The 19,539-nt window shown below is 57.9% G+C and carries 15 protein-coding genes and 1 tRNA gene; 7 read left to right on the forward strand and 9 right to left on the reverse strand.

Features of this window, described 5'->3' with window-relative positions; genetic code table 11:
* Positions 1 to 6 precede the first annotated feature (6 nt).
* Positions 7 to 1,851: a diguanylate cyclase domain-containing protein gene (locus tag ACTZWX_RS16535; protein WP_444714845.1), complete on the reverse strand. Its 1,845-nt coding sequence runs from the start codon at positions 1,849 to 1,851 to the stop codon at positions 7 to 9.
* A 214-nt stretch (positions 1,852 to 2,065) separates the two neighbouring features.
* Here ACTZWX_RS16535 and ACTZWX_RS16540 point away from each other — a divergent pair, with 214 nt between their 5' ends.
* The gene (locus ACTZWX_RS16540; protein ID WP_444714846.1) at positions 2,066 to 3,100 is read left to right on the forward strand and encodes a hypothetical protein; all 1,035 of its coding nucleotides are present in this window, start codon (positions 2,066 to 2,068) and stop codon (positions 3,098 to 3,100) included.
* Positions 3,101 to 3,162: 62 nt separating this feature from the next.
* Here the strand turns inward: ACTZWX_RS16540 and ACTZWX_RS16545 are convergent, their stop codons facing one another.
* Complete coding sequence (locus ACTZWX_RS16545) at positions 3,163 to 3,837, reverse strand: spermidine synthase (RefSeq protein WP_444714847.1); 675 nt, start codon at positions 3,835 to 3,837, stop codon at positions 3,163 to 3,165.
* 215 nt (positions 3,838 to 4,052) lie between these two features.
* Here ACTZWX_RS16545 and ACTZWX_RS16550 point away from each other — a divergent pair, with 215 nt between their 5' ends.
* Complete coding sequence (locus ACTZWX_RS16550) at positions 4,053 to 4,607, forward strand: PEP-CTERM sorting domain-containing protein (RefSeq protein WP_444714848.1); 555 nt, start codon at positions 4,053 to 4,055, stop codon at positions 4,605 to 4,607.
* A gap of 77 nt (positions 4,608 to 4,684) precedes the next feature.
* Here ACTZWX_RS16550 and ACTZWX_RS16555 read toward each other — a convergent pair.
* Positions 4,685 to 4,761, reverse strand: a tRNA-Arg gene (locus ACTZWX_RS16555).
* Positions 4,762 to 4,831: 70 nt separating this feature from the next.
* On the opposite strand from ACTZWX_RS16555, the gene ACTZWX_RS16560 reads away from it, so the two are divergent.
* Both ACTZWX_RS16560 and ACTZWX_RS16565 read left to right on the forward strand, forming a co-directional pair.
* On the forward strand, positions 4,832 to 5,575 hold the full coding sequence (locus ACTZWX_RS16560) for a TIGR04283 family arsenosugar biosynthesis glycosyltransferase (RefSeq protein ID WP_444714849.1): 744 nt from the start codon (positions 4,832 to 4,834) through the stop codon (positions 5,573 to 5,575).
* Positions 5,562 to 6,203, forward strand: a complete 642-nt coding sequence (locus ACTZWX_RS16565) for a TIGR04282 family arsenosugar biosynthesis glycosyltransferase (RefSeq protein WP_444714850.1) — start codon at positions 5,562 to 5,564, stop codon at positions 6,201 to 6,203. The genes ACTZWX_RS16560 and ACTZWX_RS16565 overlap by 14 nt, the downstream gene beginning before the upstream one ends.
* Here the strand turns inward: ACTZWX_RS16565 and ACTZWX_RS16570 are convergent.
* Together ACTZWX_RS16570 and ACTZWX_RS16575 are read right to left on the reverse strand one after the other, a co-directional pair.
* Entirely contained in the window at positions 6,200 to 9,052 is a 2,853-nt protein-coding gene (locus ACTZWX_RS16570) for an insulinase family protein (protein WP_444714851.1), read from the reverse strand. The two genes, ACTZWX_RS16565 and ACTZWX_RS16570, sit on opposite strands and share 4 nt — an antisense overlap.
* Positions 9,053 to 9,088: 36 nt before the next feature.
* Positions 9,089 to 9,388 (reverse strand): hypothetical protein, encoded by a 300-nt coding sequence (locus ACTZWX_RS16575; protein WP_061333122.1) that lies wholly within the window; start codon positions 9,386 to 9,388, stop codon positions 9,089 to 9,091.
* A gap of 378 nt (positions 9,389 to 9,766) precedes the next feature.
* Here ACTZWX_RS16575 and ACTZWX_RS16580 point away from each other — a divergent pair, with 378 nt between their 5' ends.
* Entirely contained in the window at positions 9,767 to 11,752 is a 1,986-nt protein-coding gene (locus tag ACTZWX_RS16580) for an SDR family oxidoreductase (RefSeq protein ID WP_286921694.1), read from the forward strand.
* A 54-nt stretch (positions 11,753 to 11,806) separates the two neighbouring features.
* Here the strand turns inward: ACTZWX_RS16580 and rnt are convergent, their stop codons facing one another.
* Positions 11,807 to 12,472, reverse strand: a complete 666-nt coding sequence (rnt, locus tag ACTZWX_RS16585; RefSeq protein ID WP_072676981.1) for a ribonuclease T — start codon at positions 12,470 to 12,472, stop codon at positions 11,807 to 11,809.
* A gap of 37 nt (positions 12,473 to 12,509) precedes the next feature.
* On the reverse strand, positions 12,510 to 13,541 hold the full coding sequence (pyrC, locus tag ACTZWX_RS16590; RefSeq protein WP_444714852.1) for a dihydroorotase: 1,032 nt from the start codon (positions 13,539 to 13,541) through the stop codon (positions 12,510 to 12,512).
* Between the two features lie 160 nt (positions 13,542 to 13,701).
* Here pyrC and ACTZWX_RS16595 point away from each other — a divergent pair, with 160 nt between their 5' ends.
* Positions 13,702 to 14,628 (forward strand): flagellar protein MotY, encoded by a 927-nt coding sequence (locus ACTZWX_RS16595; protein WP_058090225.1) that lies wholly within the window; start codon positions 13,702 to 13,704, stop codon positions 14,626 to 14,628.
* Positions 14,629 to 14,643: 15 nt separating this feature from the next.
* Here the strand turns inward: ACTZWX_RS16595 and ACTZWX_RS16600 are convergent, their stop codons facing one another.
* Positions 14,644 to 15,570, reverse strand: coding sequence for a histone deacetylase family protein (locus ACTZWX_RS16600; RefSeq protein WP_444714853.1), 927 nt, complete (start codon positions 15,568 to 15,570; stop codon positions 14,644 to 14,646).
* Between the two features lie 207 nt (positions 15,571 to 15,777).
* Here ACTZWX_RS16600 and ACTZWX_RS16605 point away from each other — a divergent pair, with 207 nt between their 5' ends.
* Complete coding sequence (locus ACTZWX_RS16605) at positions 15,778 to 18,525, forward strand: bifunctional acetate--CoA ligase family protein/GNAT family N-acetyltransferase (protein WP_444714854.1); 2,748 nt, start codon at positions 15,778 to 15,780, stop codon at positions 18,523 to 18,525.
* Positions 18,526 to 18,539: 14 nt separating this feature from the next.
* Here the strand turns inward: ACTZWX_RS16605 and rdgC are convergent, their stop codons facing one another.
* Positions 18,540 to 19,466: a recombination-associated protein RdgC gene (gene rdgC, locus ACTZWX_RS16610; protein WP_444714855.1), complete on the reverse strand. Its 927-nt coding sequence runs from the start codon at positions 19,464 to 19,466 to the stop codon at positions 18,540 to 18,542.
* Between the last annotated feature and the right edge of the window lie 73 nt (positions 19,467 to 19,539).

The following is a 19,539-nucleotide window of genomic DNA, read 5'->3' on the forward strand; positions in this document are numbered from 1 at the left end:
GCGGCTTCAGGCGTAGGCCACGGCGTTACGGCCACTGGTTTTAACCCGATACATGGCGGCGTCCGCTTGTTTCAGGAGGTCCTCGGCCGCCATGCCATCATCCGGATAGAGCGCAACGCCCACCGAGGCGCCTATCTGAATGTTGTGCTCCTGAATGTGGAAGGCTTCGTTAAGCACGGCGACGATTTTGTCGGCAATAGGCTTGGCGTCATCATCGCCATGCAGCGGCCCGGTAATCACCACAAACTCGTCGCCGCCTCGCCGGCCCACCACATCGCCACTGCGAATGCAGTGTTTCAGACGCTTGCCAACATTGCGTAGCAGCTCGTCACCCACCTGATGGCCATAGTTATCATTCACTGGCTTGAACTTATCCAGATCCAGGAACATCAGGGCAAAATGGCTGTTATCCCGGCGCGCCTGCTGAATGGCCTGCTCCAGGTGGTTCTCAAGTGCCACCCGGTTAGGCAGGCCGGTCAGTTCATCGTAATGGGCAAGCCGGATCATCTGTTTCTCGGCCTGTACCCGCTCCGTGATATTACTGAATGTCAGCACCAGTTGCCGGATCTGGCCATTTTTGTTTTTGACCGGTGACACCGTCATCAGGTTGGGAATGGTGAGGCCCTGATGGCCCTTCAGCCAGACCTCACCTTGCCAGGCGTTCACCGTGATCAGCTGTTTCCGAATCTCCTCCAGAACAACACCTCTCCCTTTCTGACTGTCCAGAAAGTCTGTCAGTAGCTTGCGATGTAACGCCCTGTTTTCTTCACCGGTAATGTCGGAAAAGGCAGGGTTGGCTCGAACGATCATAAAGTTTGCATCGGTGATCAGAATCGCCTCATGAGTGTGTTCGAACACCTGGTAGGCCAGCCGCAGCTCTTCGGTGGAACGGGCGATCTGAGACGTTTGCTTTACCATCGCGCCGACTATCGGTTTCAGTGACCTCCAGACCAGCAACCCTGCAAGAGCAGAGAGCATAAGGATAGCCAGAATACTGATCATGATATCGACGATGACGTCGGCGAAAACCCGTGAGGTTCGGGAGTACATGTGCAGTTCCCAGCCATAACCCGCCAGTGGCCGGTGGAACGTGAGCACTCTGGAACCATCGTCAAGCCTTGCCCGGAAAGCACCGGAGCGGTCTCGGGTGGACACTCCCTGCCTGACGGCCAGGCAGCCCTCAGGGGCCGTCAGCTCGATCTGATCCGTCTTTGGGTTCAGGATAATGCGCTTTGTTCTCCGGTTGTCGAGCAGACAAAGTGATGAATCCGGCTGACTCTGGAAGACCCGCGTCAGTGAGTCTGGCGAGAACAGAAGCTGGTCATAACCTACCACCCGTCCATCTGCCAGTATTGGGCTTGCCGCCTGCAGCAGCGGGCTGCTGGTTTCGCCGGACACCAGCGCGAAAGTATTGATGTCCAGGGTGTCGGAAAGAGGGATACCCGCAGGTAGATCATTGGCCCAGGGCCCGACCCTGACCAGTTCGTTGCCGGCAGCGTCGTATCGGATTAATACTGCAAGGTCTTCTATGATTTGCGCTGCGTCTTGCAGTTTCGGGCGGGAAAAAGTGTGCACCACACCGGCCGAAACCTCGCCTTTGGCGTATTGGCCCAGCACCTTTGCCAGTTCTGACCGGCTGGCGGTCTGGCGGGCCAGGTCCTGGTGCTGATCAAAAACTGCTCTGACGTTCTCTGCTTTCGCGTCTGCAACGCCCCCAGCTGTCTGTGCCGCCTGGGTGTGAATCTGGTTGATCAGCGGAGCAGAAACCACTGCGGCAATAATGATGCCCGTCATAACCACGGCAACAATGGCGGTGATGATGATGCGGCGTTTCTGCTCAAAAATATCCATCAAGACGGGTCCGGAAAGCACTACCTGAGGCTATGGTATCCGTTTCTTGCAAACCGTAAAGCGGATTGCGGTACTTTTATGTAATTAACTGCTACGGGTCAAATGGCTTGCACTCTCCTGTGTTCCTTGAAGGGACAGCGCCTAGCTGTGCATGACTCCTATGGTGCCGGCGTTCCGTGTAGACTAAAACCTTTCAGATCGCCGGGAGTACTCGATGCAAGAGCCTGTGCTGTTCAGAACCCACCGCCGCCGGAGCGTGCTCTGGCTGGCGCTGATTGCGCTGGTTATTGCCATCCTGGTAGCGGTTCGGTTTCAGCCGCAACCGGTGGAAGAGCGGCTGGTACGCCTGCATGCCCAGGATGTATTCGGCGCCCGTTCGGCCGTGCTTGCCGAGCCACTGCCGGTGCAGGCTCTGCTGCTTGATTATCGGGACGACCGCCTGCTGCTGTTGAAGGCCCAGGCGGCGCTCCAGGTGTATCCGGAACACACCAGGTGGCTGATGGAGTTATTCGGGGAGGAACCCGAGTTCCAGGATGCCCTCAAAGCCCACGGTGAGTATCTGATACCTCCGGTTATCCATTTTTACCAGAACCCGGTCAGATCGATAGAGCTGATGAATCGCGTGGCCGGAACCCGCCAAACCCTCACACCCGAACAGCGCGCCTGGTATGCCGTCAATTTTGCCAACAAGGAAGGGCAGGATTTTACCAGTCAGTTTGTGGTGGGCCCGGACGGGAATATCGAGTGGATCTGGACCGATCGCATCACCGAAGGCGTGACCCAGTTCTTTACCAGCGGCATTCGCACCCTGGAATCCCGTTATCGGACCGATCAGCCCATTCGTGCCAGCGATATGGGCTGGGCCGCCGTGGATGCCATTGTTATCGGCAGTGCAGTGAAGTTTCTGAAAGCAGGCAGGGCGGCAGCTACTACGGCGCGGGCTTCTACCGTCACTGCCCGTTCAGCGGCTTACAGCACCCGCCTTGCCCGGGCCGGGCGCATGGCTTCGGTTATGGTTAGTCACGCCAAATGGCCCGCCGTGGCTGCCCTGGCCTATGTGGCCGTTCGACACCCGCTGGTGCTGAACGACCTGTTCGCCGGCGCTGCCAAGGTGCTCGGTGTGCCACCGTGGATGGTACAGGTACCCGGCTGGTTCCTGATTCTGCTGCCGTTCCTGTTGCTGTTACGCTGGATGACGCGGGTTTGCCTGTGGTTTGTTCCGGCCAGGCGCTCCCGAGTGCTGCAATAAATTTTTTGGGTCAGACCCCAAGACACTTGAAGCGGTCAAATGTTCTGGGGTCTGACCCCAAATTACCAGGCCAGCCAGATGGTGTGGCGTGCGCCTTTGCCGGGGCGCAGGGCGCGCACAACGACTGGCTCGACCGAGAAGCCAGCCCGGCGCAGCCGTTCGGTGAAAGCGTGTTCCGGGCCCGCGGACCAATAGGCCAGAATGCCGTCCCTGCTCAGGGATTTCTGGGCAGCGGCAATGCCTTCGGGTGAGTAGATCCAGTTGTTTTCCTTGCGGGTTAGGCCCTCCGGGCCGTTATCGACATCCAGCAAAATGGCATCCCAGTTGCCATCACCCTGCTTCAGAAGTTCTGCTACGTCGCCTATGTGCACTTGGGCTCGGGCATCGTTCAGCGGATAGCCGGCCGCTGAGCCCAGGGGCTCACGGTTCCATGTTTCAACCTCCGGGACCAGCTCCGCCACGGTCACCCGCGATTTTTCACCGGTTGATGCCAATGCCGCCGCCAGGGTAAAACCCATCCCCAGCCCGCCAATCAGGATCCGCGGCTCTGGCAGATGGCTCAGGCGTTCACAGGCCAGCGTGGCCAGGGCATCTTCAGAACCATGCAACCGGCTGTTCATCAGTTCACCAGGCGCCCCGGCGATCTTGATGGAAAACTCGTCATTGCGCTGCAGCAGGCGCAAGCGGGTGCCATTGCCAGGGATGGTTGCGGTGCCAATTTCGTTAAAGCGGGCCATTCGGTGGATTCCGGTGGTGACAGGGTAGGCGGCATTGTAACCCCAAACTGGACGCAGCAATGCGTGAGCGCTCCAAATTCTCGGTGTCAGAATATTTTGCATGTGAGTAGTGCGCCGTTTTGCTGGTCGTTTGAAAACCCAGTGATACGTGCCATGGTTCGATAATTGCTTTAAATTACCCTGATGGATCATAGGTAAATCGAGGGACTGAACGCGTGAACAATCTACTGACTATTGTGCTTGCCTGTTTGGCGCCGGCCGCAAACGCCGCGCTAATCACCTACAGCTACGACCACCCCATTATGAACCCATACGAGAGTCATAATGCCACCGCGATCATCGAGGTTGATTCGGTGCTGCGTGGCCTGGTTTCTGTTCAGTTTACCAGTGACCCGATCACGTTCAGTTGGACTGGGCTTGTGCCGTTGATGTATGACCAACCAATATCCGATACCGACGCCCTTTACGAGAACGGATTCGAACCCTTTGTGGTGGATAACTTTGAGTTTTTCCTTTTTCTTGACCTGTTTTACCTCGAGGCCGGTAAGGATATTTTCGACAACCTGCACCTAACCGCACCGTTTGAGGGTGCGCACGCTGGCAATCGGGACTCTGGGGACTACTACTGGCTGACAGGTCGCCTTAAAAAGATTGCGCCGGCCAAGGTCCCCGAGCCTTCTAGTCTATTACTGTTGCTTGCGGGTTTGCTGGGGATTGCCGGGTACCGAAGGGTCAAGTCAATCAGGGGCGTTTCCCGGGCACCCTGCTAGGGGCGGTTGACCTTCTCTCTCAGGTTGCAAGAGTGTTCAGTGGACGAGGGTAATAACAACACTTGAATAAGGTTGTTTGGTACCCCCGGCAGGACTCGAACCTGCTACCTTCCCCTTAGGAGGGGGACGCTCTATCCAGATGAGCTACGGGGGCGTTTCAGAAGAGGCGGTATGATAGCCGGCAAGGGCTTGTGGCTCAAGGGGTGTCCGGTTATGGTTGGGACTTGTTCTCTTGGTCTGTCGCTTTTATGGATGCCAATACCCGGATTGCTTTGTCTTTAAGTGTGGTCGTGCCCGTTTGGCGGGAGGCGGCCGGCATTGAAGAATCTTTGCAGAGGCTACAGCCCATCCGCCAGGCCGGCCACGAAGTGATTGTGGTAGACGGCGGCAGCCCCGATAACACGGCTGACCTGGCGCGCCCGTTATGTGACCGGTTGCTGGTATCTGAACCGGGGCGGGCAGTGCAAATGAACGCGGGCGCTGCCGTTGCCCGTGGCGACCTGATTCTATTCCTGCATTCGGATACGCGCCTGCCCCCCGATGCCCTCGAGCAATTCAGTGAAAGCCAGCGCCTTGGTCGCCCCTGGGGGCGATTTGATGTTCGTCTGAGCGGCCGGCACACCATGTTTTCTGTGATTGCCTGGTTTATGAACCGGCGCTCCCGGCTCACCGGCGTTTGCACGGGAGATCAGGGTATTTTCGTGCGTCGGGACGTGTTCGAGGCGTTGGGTGGCTATCGCGCCATGCCATTGATGGAAGACGTGGAGTTGTCCAAACGCCTGAAACTGGTGGCACGCCCTTACTGTATTTCGTCGCCGGTAATTACCGACAGCCGGCGCTGGGAGCAGGGCGGTGTGTGGCCCACAATTGTGCTGATGTGGCGCCTGCGTTGGCGTTATTGGCGGGGTGACAGCCCCGAAACCCTGGCGGCCCTTTGGCGGAGGAACGTGCGCCATGCAAAACACTGATCAATCACCGGCGGTTCTCATGCAGTTTGCCAAGTGGCCGCAGGCGGGCCGGGTGAAAACCCGGTTAATTCCGGCCCTCGGTATTGAGGGCGCGCTACAGGCTCATATCACCCTGAGTCTGGAGGTACTGGATAATCTGTGTGCCACGGGCTATGACGTTAGCTTCTGGTGGGATCGTCCGTTGGATCAGCCGCCTGAAGAAGCTGCTCCCTTGCTGGCCAATATCGAAGCAGCCAAATTGCCCCAGTCTTTTCAGCAAGGTGGCGATCTGGGGGAGCGAATGGCCAGGGCATTGGGCCAGGGTATTGCATCTCATCACCGGGCCGTGGTGATTGGCAGTGATTGTCCTTCGGTCGACCCCGGTTATGTGCGCTCCGCGGTAGCGGCTCTGGAGCATTACGATGTTGTGCTTGGCCCGTCGGATGATGGTGGTTACGTGTTAATCGGTGCTCGCAGGCTGGCGCCCGGTGCGCTGGAAGGTATTGCCTGGGGTACGCCAGAAGTTATGCAGCAAACCCTGCAGAGGATGGAGGCTGCGGGGCTCAGCGTTTACCTGCTGGAACCCCGCTGGGATGTTGATGAGCCGGAAGACTGGCAGCGCTTCCGGCGTATGGTTGGCGAACGTTAACGTTCAACTCGGGCTGGCACGGCATCCCGCTGGCGCAGTTGGTCAAGAACGGACCGGCTGTTCTCGCCATCATCGCCCGTAACCACCAGCAGTGCCCTTTGGCGCTCTATCATGGCGTTGCGGAAGGTCGTTTTCAGCTGATCCCGGGTGACTTTTTGAATGGCGTCCGCCAGGCGCTCCCGGCTGTCGAAGGCGGTGTTCCCCCGGTCGATTTCCCGCCAGTAACGACCCGAAACCTCACCTAACTGCCGGTCTCGCTGAAGCAACTGGCTGATCACCGCTTGTTTCTCCCGAGCCAGTCGCTCGGACGTTAACTCTGCCAATCGGTCTGCGTACCCTTCAGCGAATTCCATCACCGCCTGGTCAATAGCTTCAGCCGTTGCTTCCGGAGATTGCACAACCAGCCCCAGGGCCGGTGTTTCCAGTATCTCGAAAGCGGTGGCATAAACGATGTAGCCCAGCTGGCGGTTGGTACGGATGTCCTCATAGAAGGGACTGCTCAGAATCTGCGCCAGCAGGCGGAACCTTGCCCGCTCCTCATAGGAGGTGTCGCGCCCCTGCAAGTACAGCGTATAGCCAGTATCCGGATGTTCCAGGTTCAGCGTCGCCAGGGTTTGTCCCTGCGGCAGCTGGCGCATCTGCGAGCGGTCGACCGTGGTGCGCTCCCGATTGTTTAATACCATGGCCTGAACCTGCCGTGCCATATTCAGTGTCGTTGCCTCCGTCAGGTTGCCGTGGGCCAGCATTACCGGGTCTGTTTGTGCTACCAGGCGGGCGCCAAAGGCTTCCAGTTCGTCCAGAGTGACTTCACGCGCGGCAGCGAGTTTATCCGGTACCGGAAAGGTGCCATCAATGAGAGCCGTTTGAATGAATTCCGAGGTTTGCTGAACCGGCCGGTCTTTGGCTTTGTTCTCAAGACCATCAATCAGTCTCTGCCGGGCAACGTCGAAACGCTGCTCAGTAAACTTGGGATCTGCAAATTCCAGCAGAATCCGGTTCACCAACTTGTAGAGCTTGTCGTTATAGCCACCCACCCGGATGGTCACACCCCGAAGATGTGGGTAAATACTGTAGTCCAGTCCGGCCAGCCGCGCGGAATAGGCCCAGGCGTTCAGGTTGGTATCGATGGCATCCACCAGCAATTGGGTTAGCACCTCGTTGCGGGCAGAGGATCTCGCCTGCGGAGTGCGCAGGCTGATAAACAGGTTGGCTTTGGGCGTGTTGAACTGGGTGTCCCTGGCGTACCAGACAGCCAGGCCATCCAGTTCGTCCAGCAGCACTGGCTGGGCCATGGTGTTTCCGGGTACCAGCTCCAGGTTTTCCGGAACAAAGGGATTGGCGGCGGGCAGGGCCAGGCGCTCAGCCAGCGTGGACTCTACTTCACTTTCGACGCTGAGCGGCGCTCTCTGCCAGGGTGTCTGATACCACTGCGTAAATTGTGGCGCTTCGAAATTCCGGTTGGGGGCAGACACCCAGACTTTGAGGTTATCGGGTGTCAGGCGTTCCAGAAGCGCTTTGTACTGTTCCGGAGCGTAACGATCCATTAGCCAAGGCGCGCTCAACAGATCTTCCGGTGGATAGTCCCGTAACAGGCTGGATAGGCGCATGGCCTCGCGCATCGGCTCACTACGCTCGCGAAACCGGAAGTCAATCACCGCAAGCTGTTTCATTTCCTCGAAGCGGTCTTCGTTGATTCCGGATTGCCGGACCTTATCGATGTACCGAAACGCCAGCGCGATGATCTCGTCCTGCCGTTCAAGGCCTTCGCGCGTGAGAGACATACGGATATCCAGCGTGGCATGATCCCCGGTATCCATTCCCAGCCCGGCGGACAACGACTCCACGAGACCCGCCTGTTTAAGGGTGTCAAACAGGCTGCCGGGGCCCTCGTGGCCCAGTAGATTGGCCACATAGGATGCCGGTTTGGTCCGGTAATTGTCCCGCTGCGATGGGATCGGGAACGACAGCGTCATGCTGCGGGAATCTCGCAGGCTTTCAGCAGTAATGCGTTCGGGCAATCTGCTCTCAACGTACAGCGGCTGTGGGTGTGTCTTGGCCGTCAGGTCCCGGTTTTCGATGGCGATAAAGCGTTCCCGGACCATCTGTTCTAACTGGTCGAGGGGCTGCGGGCCGTAAACTGCCAGTGTCATGATGTTGGCGGAATACTGGTCCTGCCAGAACTGGATCAGGTCTGGTCTCAGGGGATTCTCTTCAGTGTTTTCCAGGGTTGTCAGGTTACCGACGGCAAACTGATTGAAGGCGTGATCGGGGTTGCCCCCGGCCTTCAGAACAGACAGGAACCGGCGGCCATCTTCCTTGAGCTTGGCGGTGTACTCCGAGTGCACGGCGTTACGTTCCCGGTCGACTAGCTCCGGTGTGAACAGCGGGTGGGAGAACTGCTGGGCGAAGCGGTCTAAGGCCGGCTCAAGGAATTCTGCCTCGACATCAAAAAAATAGTTGGTGTCGGCAAATGCGGTAAAGGCGTTATGACTGCCGCCATGGCTGCGAATGAACTGCTGGTACTCGCCCGGGTCCGGATACTTCTCGGTTCCCAGGAACAGCATATGTTCCAGGAAGTGTGCCAGACCCTCGCGGTCGGCGGGGTCGTTGCCGCTGCCAACGGCGACATTCATTGAGGCGGCAGCTTTGTCGGCTTCGGGGTCTGAGGCCAGAATCACCCGCAGGCCATTGTCCAGTTCCAGAAACCGGTATTCGTTAGGGTCGTTGGGGCTTTTGGTCGGCGATGCGCCGGCAACAGCCAGAGGGCTGAGCAGCACACTGCCAAGTAAAAATAACAAAACAAACTGGAAACGGTACAGGTTCTGGAACACGGGGCGGTCAGCTGTCATGGTGCCTCTTCTGTCCGGTCAAAGTGGGGGTTTTGCTCAGTGCATGATCCCGGATTGGGTGCCAGCGGGTTGCTGGTCCAGGGTTTTGCGGGCAAGGCTGGCGGCTTTGTCGGCGTCCAGTTCGCCCGAAGCGATACGTTCAAGTACGGTCGCCATGATGGCAACGGATTGCCGATACTCGGAAAACTCCGCCTGGAAGGCTTTGTCGATCGCCTGATAGACCGCCTGGATTTTCTCCTCCCGACTACCACTGTTAGCGGCGGTGTCGTTGATGGCCTTCAGGCAGGCGCGGGCGATGGCGATGTAGCGTTCGGTATTCGGGCTGTCGTTTTGCATGCTGGTTTGGTAACTCTCAGGATCGTGGCTAGTTAGTGACGCCGTCAGGCGCGGTAAGTTCCCGATTATCGCATTGCCGGGCGAGCCTTGCATTGCCCATCGGTAATTGTGGTCGCAAGGCTCGCAGCAGGTGGTTACTGTGCTAATCTCAAACTCAGTGTGTCGGCAACAGGGACATTTTCTGCCAGGCGGAAGGCCGGTTTTTAGAGTAAAGGCTCTAACAAAAACAAAGGGTTACAGAGTAAAAGCTCTAAAAAAGTTCGATACATGAAAGTTGCAATTCAGTACAATGCCGGCCAATGGAATGCAGATAAGACTTTAGTCTTACTCGTGCTGGTGTAATGACAACAACAGAGCAACAGGCAGGATGGAGTACCTATGAATTATTTCCTGACAGGCGGTACCGGGTTTATCGGCCGCTTTCTGGTTGAAAAGCTGCTCGCCCGAGGCGGTACCGTGTATGTCCTAGTACGTGAACAGTCTCAGGGCAAACTCGAAAAACTGCGCGAGCGGTGGGGTGTGGATGAGTCCCGGGTAAAGGCGGTCATTGGTGATCTGACCAGCAAGAACCTCGGAATCGATGCCAAGACCCTGAAATCCCTCAAGGGAAATGTCGATCACTTTTTTCATCTGGCGGCGGTCTATGACATGGGCGCCGATGAAGAGTCCCAGGCGGCCACCAACATCGAGGGCACCCGGGCGGCGGTCCAGGCGGCTGAGGCCATGGCGGCCAAGCATTTCCACCATGTGTCATCCATAGCGGCTGCAGGCCTGTTCAAGGGCACCTTCCGGGAAGACATGTTTGAGGAAGCCGAGAAGCTGGATCACCCCTATCTGCGCACCAAGCATGAGTCCGAAAAAGTGGTGCGCGATGAATGCAAGGTGCCGTTCCGTATCTATCGCCCCGGCATGGTGATTGGCCATTCCGAAACCGGCGAGATGGACAAGGTTGACGGCCCTTACTACTTCTTCAAAATGATCCAGAAGATTCGCCACGCCTTGCCACAATGGGTACCGACCATTGGTATCGAGGGCGGCCGCCTGAACATCGTGCCGGTCGATTTCGTGGTGAACGCCATGGATCACATTGCCCATCTTGAAGGGGAAGACGGCAAGTGTTTCCACCTGGTGGACTCTGATCCCTACAAAGTGGGTGAAATCCTAAATATCTTCAGCGAGGCGGGCCACGCTCCCAAGATGGGGATGCGTATTGATTCCCGGATGTTTGGTTTTATTCCTCCGTTCATTCGCCAGAGCATCAAGAATCTGCCGCCTGTTAAGCGCATTGCCAGTGCCGTTCTGGATGATATGGGCATTCCGCCGTCGGTAATGTCGTTCATCAACTATCCGACCCGTTTTGATGCCCGTGAAACTGAAAGGGCTCTGAAAGGCACCGGCATCGACGTGCCGCGCCTGCCAAGCTATGCGCCTGTGATCTGGGACTACTGGGAGCGTAACCTGGACCCGGATCTGTTCAAGGACCGCACCCTGAAGGGAACAGTGGAAGGCAAGGTGTGTGTTGTCACCGGTGCCACTTCCGGTATTGGTCTGGCAACTGCCCAGAAGCTGGCGGAAGCCGGTGCAATCCTGGTGATTGGCGCCCGCACCAAGGAAACCCTGGACGAAGTGGCAGCCGATCTGGAAGCCCGTGGCGGTAATATCCACGCCTACCAGTGCGATTTTTCCGACATGGAAGACTGTGATCGCTTTGTGAAGACGGTTCTGGATAATCACGGCCATGTAGACGTACTGGTGAATAATGCCGGCCGGTCTATCCGACGCTCGCTGTCTTTGTCGTTTGACCGTTTCCACGATTTCGAGCGCACCATGCAGCTGAACTACTTCGGCTCAGTGCGTCTGATCATGGGCTTTGCGCCTGCTATGCTGGAGCGCCGCCGTGGCCATGTGGTGAATATCTCGTCCATTGGGGTACTGACCAACGCACCACGTTTCTCGGCCTATGTGGCGTCCAAGTCAGCGCTGGATGCCTTCAGCCGGTGTGCGGCGGCGGAGTGGTCTGACCGCAACGTCACGTTCACCACCATCAACATGCCGTTGGTGAAAACGCCGATGATTGCGCCGACCAAGATTTACGATTCGGTACCCACGCTGTCACCGGATGAAGCGGCGCAGATGGTGGCGGATGCCATCGTTTACCGGCCGAAGCGTATTGCGACTCGCCTGGGTGTCTTTGCCCAGGTTCTGCATGCCCTGGCGCCGAAGATGGGTGAGATTATCATGAACACCGGTTACCGGATGTTCCCGGATTCTCCGTCTGCCGCTGGTAGCAAGTCTGGTGAGAAACCCAAGGTATCGACCGAGCAGGTGGCGTTCGCGGCCATTATGCGAGGCATCTACTGGTAAGCTGTCTCCAGGCAAGAAAAAACCCGCTTCGGCGGGTTTTTTTGGTTCTGGCAGTTAGCTTGTCGCTTCTTCCTCTGGCTCAATGAGTGGCGGCGGAAAACCGCCCAGCTCTTTCCAGCGGTTCACAATGCCGCAGAACAGGTCTGCGGTTTTTTCTGCATCGTAGGCTGCGGAGTGGGCTTCCTTGTTACTGAAAGGGATGCCCGCCAGTTTACAAGCCTGTGCCAGCACCGTATGGCCATAGGCCAGGCCAGCCAGAGTTGCTGTATCAAAGGTGGAGAAGGGGTGGAACGGGTTGCGTTTGATGTCGGCCCGCAAGGCAGCCGCAAACACAAAGTTGTGGTCAAAGGTGGCGTTGTGGCCGACCAGTACCGCTCGCTTGCAGTCGTGGGCTTTCACCGCTTTGCGGATCGGGGAGAAGATTTCGCTCAGGCCTTCCCGCTCAGGAACTGCCTCACGTTCCGGGTTCCAGGGGTCGATGCCGGTGAAGTCCAGGGCAGACTGCTCCAGGTTGGCGCCTTCGAAGGGGTCAATCTGCTGTACGTGGGTTTCCCCCCGGCGCAGCAAGCCATCGTCGTCCATGGTCAGTATGACGGCGGCAATTTCCAGCAGGGCGTCCCGCTCCGGATTGAAACCGGCGGTTTCAACATCGACAACCACAGGCAGGAAGCCACGGAAGCGTTGGGACATAGGATGTGGCGGCTTGTTTTCTTCTGACACTCGAACTCCGATGTTCGCGTTGTGAATGGATAGTGACTTACGCCATGCGCCAGTGAACGGTTTCACCGGCCTTCAAGGGTACGATGGTGCCGTCAGCCAGGGGCAGTTGCTCTGGCATGGTCCAGGGCTCCCGCACCAGGGTAATGGTATCGGTGTTTCGTGGCAGCCCATAGAAGTCCGCGCCGTTGAAACTGGCAAAGGCCTCGAACTTGTCCAGAATGCCCAGTTCCTCGAAGACGTCGGCGTACAGGCCAATGGCGCCGTAGGCCGAATAGCAGCCGGCACAGCCGCAGGCGGCTTCCTTTTTGTCGCGGGCGTGGGGTGCGGAATCTGTGCCTAGGAAGAAGCGAGGATCGCCGCTGGCAACCGCTTCGCGCAGCGCCAGCTGATGCTTGTTCCGTTTCAGGATCGGCAGGCAATACAGATGGGGGCGGATACCTCCCACCAGCATATGGTTCCGGTTGTACATCAGGTGCTGTGGCGTCACGGTGGCGGCCAGGTTGCCGCCGGTATGGGCGCGCACAAACTCGGCGGAATCCGCCGTGGTGATGTGCTCCAGCACCACTTTCAGGGTTGGGAAGGCCTCGATGGTTGGGCTCAGGACCCGATCAAGAAACACTTTTTCCCGGTCGAAGATATCAATGTCGGCGTCCGTCACTTCGCCGTGAACCAGAAGCAGCATGCCGCACTCAGCCATGGCTTGAAGAACCGGGTAAATATTGCGGATATCGGTAACACCGGACTCGGAATTGGTGGTGGCGCCCGCCGGGTAGAGTTTGGCAGCGACAACGCCGGCGGCCTTGGCTTCCCGAATGGTTTCGGGGGTCATACTTTCGGTCAGGTACAGCGTCATCAGCGGTTCAAAGCCGGTGCTGCCCGCAGCTGCCCGGATACGCTCACGATAAGCCATGGCTGCGGCCGCATCGGTTACCGGTGGCACCAGATTCGGCATGATGATCGCTCGGCCAAAGCAGGCGGCGGTGGCCGGCACCACGCTGTTCAGTACAGCACCGTCGCGCACGTGCAGGTGCCAGTCGTCGGGGCGGGTGATGGTGAGTGTTTTGGTCATGATGGTATCCGCAAAGCAGCCAAAAAAATTTTGTGGATTATATCAGAAGGCGGATGGGAATGTTTTTGCTAATCCAGCCCCTTTGTGGCTCAAGTAATCATTTTGAACGCCGTTAAACAGTCATGTTGGAAACAGACCCGGTTTTCGAGGCGCTCTCACAATGACTTATTCGCTTCGCCATTTACTTCATCAAAAGCTGGCAGCTGCAGGCGTGTCGGCTTTGCTTGCTGTGGCAGCTACGCCTGTTTTGGCGACAAGCTACGGTGCCGGCATTGAGAACAGCCAGTGGTACCTGTCGGAATCTGTGTTTGAGTGTTCCCTGGTACACGAGGTACCGGGATACGGCAGGGCTGTTTTCCGCCATCGGGCCGGCGAAGCGTTGAGTTTCTATCTGGAATCCGAGATCCCGGTGATGCGCCCCGGTCGCGGCCAGCTAGTGGTGGAAGCGCCAGCCTGGCGTCCTGGCGTGGCGCCCCGGGCCATCGGCTCGGTAACGGTCTCTGACCAGCCCAGGGCGGTCACGGTCAGCAGTCGTGAGGCAACGCTGATGACTCAGGGCTTGTTGCAGGGGATGCGCCCGACCGTCACACGAGCTGCCCGTTATGATGACCGGCCCGTGCGGGTCCAACTTTCCAACGTTAATTTCTCAGGCCCGTACTCGGGCTACCGGGAGTGCGTATCCAGCCTGCTGCCGGTGAACTACGACCAGATTCGTCGTTCCCGAGTGCCGTTTGTCAGCGGCAGTACCAGCCTGTCTGATACCGACAGGCAGCTGCTGGATAACATCGTGACCTACGTAATGGCGGATTCCACCGTTGAGCGGATATTTGTGGACGGCCATTCAGACAGTGTTGGCAGCCGCATCGATAACCGGGCGCTGTCCGAAGAGCGGGCGAATGTGGTGGCGGACTATCTGCGATCCCGCGGTATCGATGATGACCTTCTGATTGTGCGTGGGCACGGTGACCAGTTCCCGGTTTCCCGCCGGCACGCGGATAATCGCCGTACCACTATTCGCTTGCAACGGCAGGGCGAGCGCCCCGAGTTACAGCAGGCGAACGGCCCGGGTATGGATTTCTCAGGCTGAATGGAGCGGGACTTCTCAGTAAACCGTGCTGAGCAGGTCAAGGTGGGCGGTGACGCTCTCGGCCAGCGCTTTCAGGTGATATCCCCCCTCCAGAGTTGACACAATCCGGTCGTTTGCGTGGTCATGGGCCACGCTGATCAGCATTTCCGTCAACCAGCGATAGTCGTCCACTTCCAGATTCAGTTCTGCCATCGGGTCGAGTTTATGGCCGTCAAAACCGGCGGAAATCAGTACCAGCTGCGGGCGGAAATCCTGCAATTTCTTAAGCCACGCTGCTTCCACCGCTTTACGGTAGTCCAGAGCCGAGCAGTTGGCCTCGATCGGCGCATTGATAATGTTGTCCGCCTGGCGATGCACATGGGAGTGTGGATAGAAAGGGTGCTGGAAGCTGGAGCACATCAGGATGCGTTCGTCTCCGCCAACGATGTCCACGGTGCCGTTGCCCTGATGCACATCGAAATCAACGATCGCAACCCGTTCCAGGTGGTGGAAGGTGAGGGCGCGCATGGCTGCCAGTGCCACGTTGTTATAGAAGCAGAACCCCATGGATTTGGAGCGCTCGGCATGGTGCCCGGGTGGGCGGGCGCAGACAAACGCGTTGGTCACCTGACTACTCATTACCATATCGACCGCCTGGATATTGCCGCCGGCGGCCAGTCGGGCGGCGCGCAGGGTATCCGGCATCATGGCGGTGTCCGGATCGGTAAACACCCGGCCCCGGGTAGGCTGCATCATATCTAGCTGTTGAAGGTAAGTCTCGGGGTGCACCGTTAACAGCTGGTCACGGGTAATTTCTTCCGGTCGAACCCAGTCCAGATCCCGTTCCAGGTGAGTGTCTGCCAGATACGCGAGGATGGTGGAGATTCGCTCAGGGCATTCCGGGTGCTCCGGGCCCATATTGTGCTTCATGCAGTCATCGTGGGAGAAAAATGCCGTGGTCATACGTCTAGCCTGAACCTGAATATGCTTATTTTTCAGGCCATGTTATCAGGGAAAACCGAAGTTTGTCGTATTTCTTTGGTCTAATGGTTGTGATACCGGATTTACATCAGGAAATACCCATCTAAGATAAGTTATACATTGATAAGTATCCTGTTTTATTGAGATTCTTATCCATATCTTCGTCGCCCATGGTCAGGGAGAGTCACCTTGAGTACCCGCTATCTGGAAAGCTTGTTCAATCCTGAATCCATTGCTGTGATTGGTGCTTCCGAACGGGCCGAGAACCTCGGTGGTATGGTACTCCGGAACCTGCTGGGTGGCGGCTATCCGGGCCGCCTGGTGGTGGTCAACCAGACCGACTACGACAACGTGCACGGGGTTCCTTGCGTCAAGAAGGTCTCGAAACTGGATTTTAGCCCGGATCTGGCCATTATCTGTACGCCACCGGATACTGTGCCGAAAATGATTCGAAAGCTCGGCGAATGTGGTGTGCGTACTGCCATTGTGATGACCGGCGGTATGTCACGTACCCACAGTAAAACCGGGCAGCCGTTGATGTATTCGGTGCGGGACGCGGCCCGGGAAACCGGCATTCGGGTATTGGGGCCCAATACCATCGGCCTGATGGTGCCGGCACGTCATCTTAACGCCACCTATGCACACATGGGCGCCATTCCCGGACGGGTGGCGTTTGTGGGGCAGTCCGGCACCATTGCCAGTTCGGTGATTGACTGGGCTTTTGCCCGGGGTGTCGGGTTTTCTTACTTCCTGACACTGGGCGATGGCATGGACATTGATCACGACGACCTGATCGATTACCTGGCCCAGGATACCCAGACCCGAGCCATCCTCCTGCACATTGAGAACATTCCCAACCCCCGCCGGTTCATGTCTGCCGTGCGGGTGGCCTCCCGGACCAAACCAGTGATTGCCGTGAAATCCGGCCGGGTGCCGGAGTCGGAGTGGTTCGCCCATGAGTTACCGGCCGGCATCAAACGCAGTGACCCGATTTACGATGCCATGCTGCAGAGAGCCGGTGTGTTGCGGGTGGACGGCCTGGGCCAGATGTTTGATGCCCTGGAAACCCTGACCCGAATGCGCTCTCTGCGGCGCGAATCGTTGGCGATCATGGCTAACGGGGTTGGCCCCGGTGTGCTGGCGGTGGACCGGTTGGCCGACCTGGGCGGCGAGCTGGCGGAACTGTCGGAGCAGTCCGTTGATGCCCTGGCGGAGTTGCTGCCGGCCTACTGGACCCGGAAAAACCCGATCGACCTCAACTACGACGCCACGCCAGAACTCTATGGCAAGGCGATCAAGATTCTCGCCAAAGACCCGAACGTGGCCAACGTGCTGGTGATGTATGCGCCAACCCTGATCGAGGACAGCCTGCAGATTGCCGATGCGGTGGTGCAGGCCTCCAAGGGCACACGGCTGAATATTTTCACCTGCTGGCTGGGGCAGAGCACGGTGATGGATTCCCGTGAAGAATTTTATCGTGCCGGCCTGCCGTCGTTCTTCAATCCAGAGAAGGCGGTCATGGCCTTTATGCAGCACGTCCGTCACCAGCGGGTGCAGAGGCTGCTGACAGAAACACCGGAATCCTTCACCGACCATTTTGCCGACCGTGCCAATACCCGGAAACTCGTGGCCCGGGCACTGAGCGATGGCCGGAGGCATCTGTCCAACCGCGAAGCCCGGCGGGTGATCTGTGATTATGGCATCAACACCATCGACACCGTTTACTGTGACGATGTGGAAGAGGTGCTCGAAGTGTTTGCGGTGGAGCGCCGGCCTATTGATATTACGGTGGTGCATGAACAGGGCTGCTTTCCGTTTTTGGACCCGAGTCCCACGCAGCGCCGCTATAAAGGCACGGTTAAAACGCTCAACAGTGAGCCGGCCATTATTGATAGCTGTCGCTTTCTGATGGACGAGTACCGGGAGCATTTTCCGCGCAGCGGCTTTCTCGGCTTTGCGGTGCAGCGCTCTTATCAGCATGTGGGCGGTATTGAATTCAGCGTGGGAATTACCCGTGACGAATTGTTCGGCCCGCTGGTGGTGTGCGGTGCTGCGGGTGCACAGATCAACATCATGACCGACCGGCAGATTGCCTTGCCGCCACTGAACATGGTGCTGGCCCGCGAACTGCTGCGCCGCACCTACATGTACAAACTGTTGAAAGAGCACAGCCTCAAGCCTGAGGAAGACATTCGTGCCGTCTCGGAGACATTGGTGACCCTGTCACAGATTGTCATCGACATTCCGGAAATCCGGGGCCTGGAGATCTCACCCTTGCTGTTCAATGAGCAGGGTGCGGTAGCGGTAAACATCGCCATAGATCTTAATGATCGGCCAGTCAGACCCATCATTCAGCCCTACCCAAGAGAGCTCGAAGAGTGGATTGTGCTGCCTAAGTCCGGCCGCCGTGTGATTATTCGTCCGGTGCTGGCTGAGGATGAGCCGGCACACCGTCAGTTCCATGAGCACCAGTCGCCGGAGTCTATTCGTTATCGGTTCTTTCAGTATCGAAAGCATTTCTCGCGGGAAGACGTCGCCCAGATGGTGCAGATCGATTACGACCGTGAAATGGTGTTTATCGCCAATGCACCGCGGCTGGACGGTGAGGGAGAGGAAACCCTGGGCACTGTTCGCACCTGGACAGACGCAGACAACCTGCGCTGTGAGTTTGCCGTGATGGTGGACGACCGGATGAAAGGCGAGGGGCTGGGCGTGGCACTGATGCAGAAAATGATCGACTACTGCCGTGCCCGGGGCACCATGGAAATGATCGGCAACGTGTTGCCGGACAATCGCCCCATGCTGAAGTTGGCCGAGCATCTGGGCTTTGAAACCAAATACAACCCGGAAGAAGAAGTGACGGATCTGCGGTTGGTGCTGAATGAACCAGTGAAAGACTGGCAGAAGGAGCGGCTGGGGAAAGGGGGCCACTTGTAAGGCCCCCGTCCGTTTTATTCCTCGACGATGGCGGAGCGGTCTTCGCCACCGAGTGCTTCCAGCAGCCCTGGAATCATCCGCGAGAGTTCCAGGGTCATCAGCGAAAAGGCGGCGTCGAACTTGGCCATGGCGTCGTCCATATCCACATCATCCAGCTGGTCCTGCAGGGTTTCACCGAACTTCAGCCGGCGAATGCCCAGTTCTTCATCCAGAATAAACGAGACGTTGTCATCCCAGGTAAGCGCCAGCTTGGTCACCTGCATGCCGGTTTCGAGGTGGTTGCGAATCTCGTCGGCTTTCAGGTCCAGGCCCTTGCAACGCACCACGCCGCCGTCTTCGGACGGGTCTTTGAGTTCGCATTCGCTGCCCAGCACGACATTGGCAGGGTGGTCGATGGTTTCCGTCAGCCAGCCGGTGAAGGTAAAGGCAGGTGCCTGTTCTACCGCCGGCGGCCGCACTGGCAGAGAACCCAGGCTCTTGCGCAGGGTTGAGGCCAGGTCTTCCGCCTGCTTGGCAGAGCCGGCATCCACCACCAGTACACCGTCCTGCGGTGCCAGGTAGGCATAACAGCGACGGTTGCGGGAAAACGCCTGGGGCAGCATTTCGAGCATCACCTGCTCTTTGATTTCCTCTTTTTCCTTCTTGCGCACTTTTCGGCCCTGGTCCAGCTCGATGGCCTCGGCCCGCTCTTCCACCGCTTCCTTGACCACCGGGCCCGGCAGAATCTTTTCTTCTTTGCGCAGGGCAATCAGGTGGTAACCGTTGGCACTATGAACCAATTGCTCACCGTGCTTGCCGAGCGGCGGTACCCAGCCCTGGCGGGTGGTTTCCTGTGGGCCGCAGGGCTTGAACGCGTCTGCCTGTAGCTTTTCTTCAAGGGCTTCGGCGGTGATATCAAAAGGCTTGGTGAAACGGAAAATCCGGGCGTTACGAAACCACATGGGGGCTGAATCCTTGCTGTCTGTTCGGAGCGTTGCAAAAGGGCAGGGATGATACGGCCACACGGCGGTGGCC

This window comes from Marinobacter sp. NSM (assembly GCF_052380025.1).
Taxonomy (GTDB): domain Bacteria; phylum Pseudomonadota; class Gammaproteobacteria; order Pseudomonadales; family Oleiphilaceae; genus Marinobacter.

Bases quoted from the DNA above. Each gene is read 5' to 3' on its own strand.
- pyrC (WP_444714852.1), bottom strand. From the start codon at position 13,541: ATGACCAAAACACTCACCATCACCCGCCCCGACGACTGGCACCTGCAC.
- ACTZWX_RS16575 (WP_061333122.1), bottom strand. From the start codon at position 9,388: ATGCAAAACGACAGCCCGAATACCGAACGCTACATCGCCATCGCCCGC.
- ACTZWX_RS16565 (WP_444714850.1), top strand. From the start codon at position 5,562: ATGCAAAACACTGATCAATCACCGGCGGTTCTCATGCAGTTTGCCAAG.
- ACTZWX_RS16600 (WP_444714853.1), bottom strand. From the start codon at position 15,570: ATGACCACGGCATTTTTCTCCCACGATGACTGCATGAAGCACAATATG.
- rdgC (WP_444714855.1), bottom strand. From the start codon at position 19,466: ATGTGGTTTCGTAACGCCCGGATTTTCCGTTTCACCAAGCCTTTTGAT.
- ACTZWX_RS16535 (WP_444714845.1), bottom strand. From the start codon at position 1,851: ATGGATATTTTTGAGCAGAAACGCCGCATCATCATCACCGCCATTGTT.
- ACTZWX_RS16580 (WP_286921694.1), top strand. From the start codon at position 9,767: ATGAATTATTTCCTGACAGGCGGTACCGGGTTTATCGGCCGCTTTCTG.
- ACTZWX_RS16545 (WP_444714847.1), bottom strand. From the start codon at position 3,837: ATGGCCCGCTTTAACGAAATTGGCACCGCAACCATCCCTGGCAATGGC.
- ACTZWX_RS16570 (WP_444714851.1), bottom strand. From the start codon at position 9,052: ATGACAGCTGACCGCCCCGTGTTCCAGAACCTGTACCGTTTCCAGTTT.
- ACTZWX_RS16595 (WP_058090225.1), top strand. From the start codon at position 13,702: ATGACTTATTCGCTTCGCCATTTACTTCATCAAAAGCTGGCAGCTGCA.
- ACTZWX_RS16540 (WP_444714846.1), top strand. From the start codon at position 2,066: ATGCAAGAGCCTGTGCTGTTCAGAACCCACCGCCGCCGGAGCGTGCTC.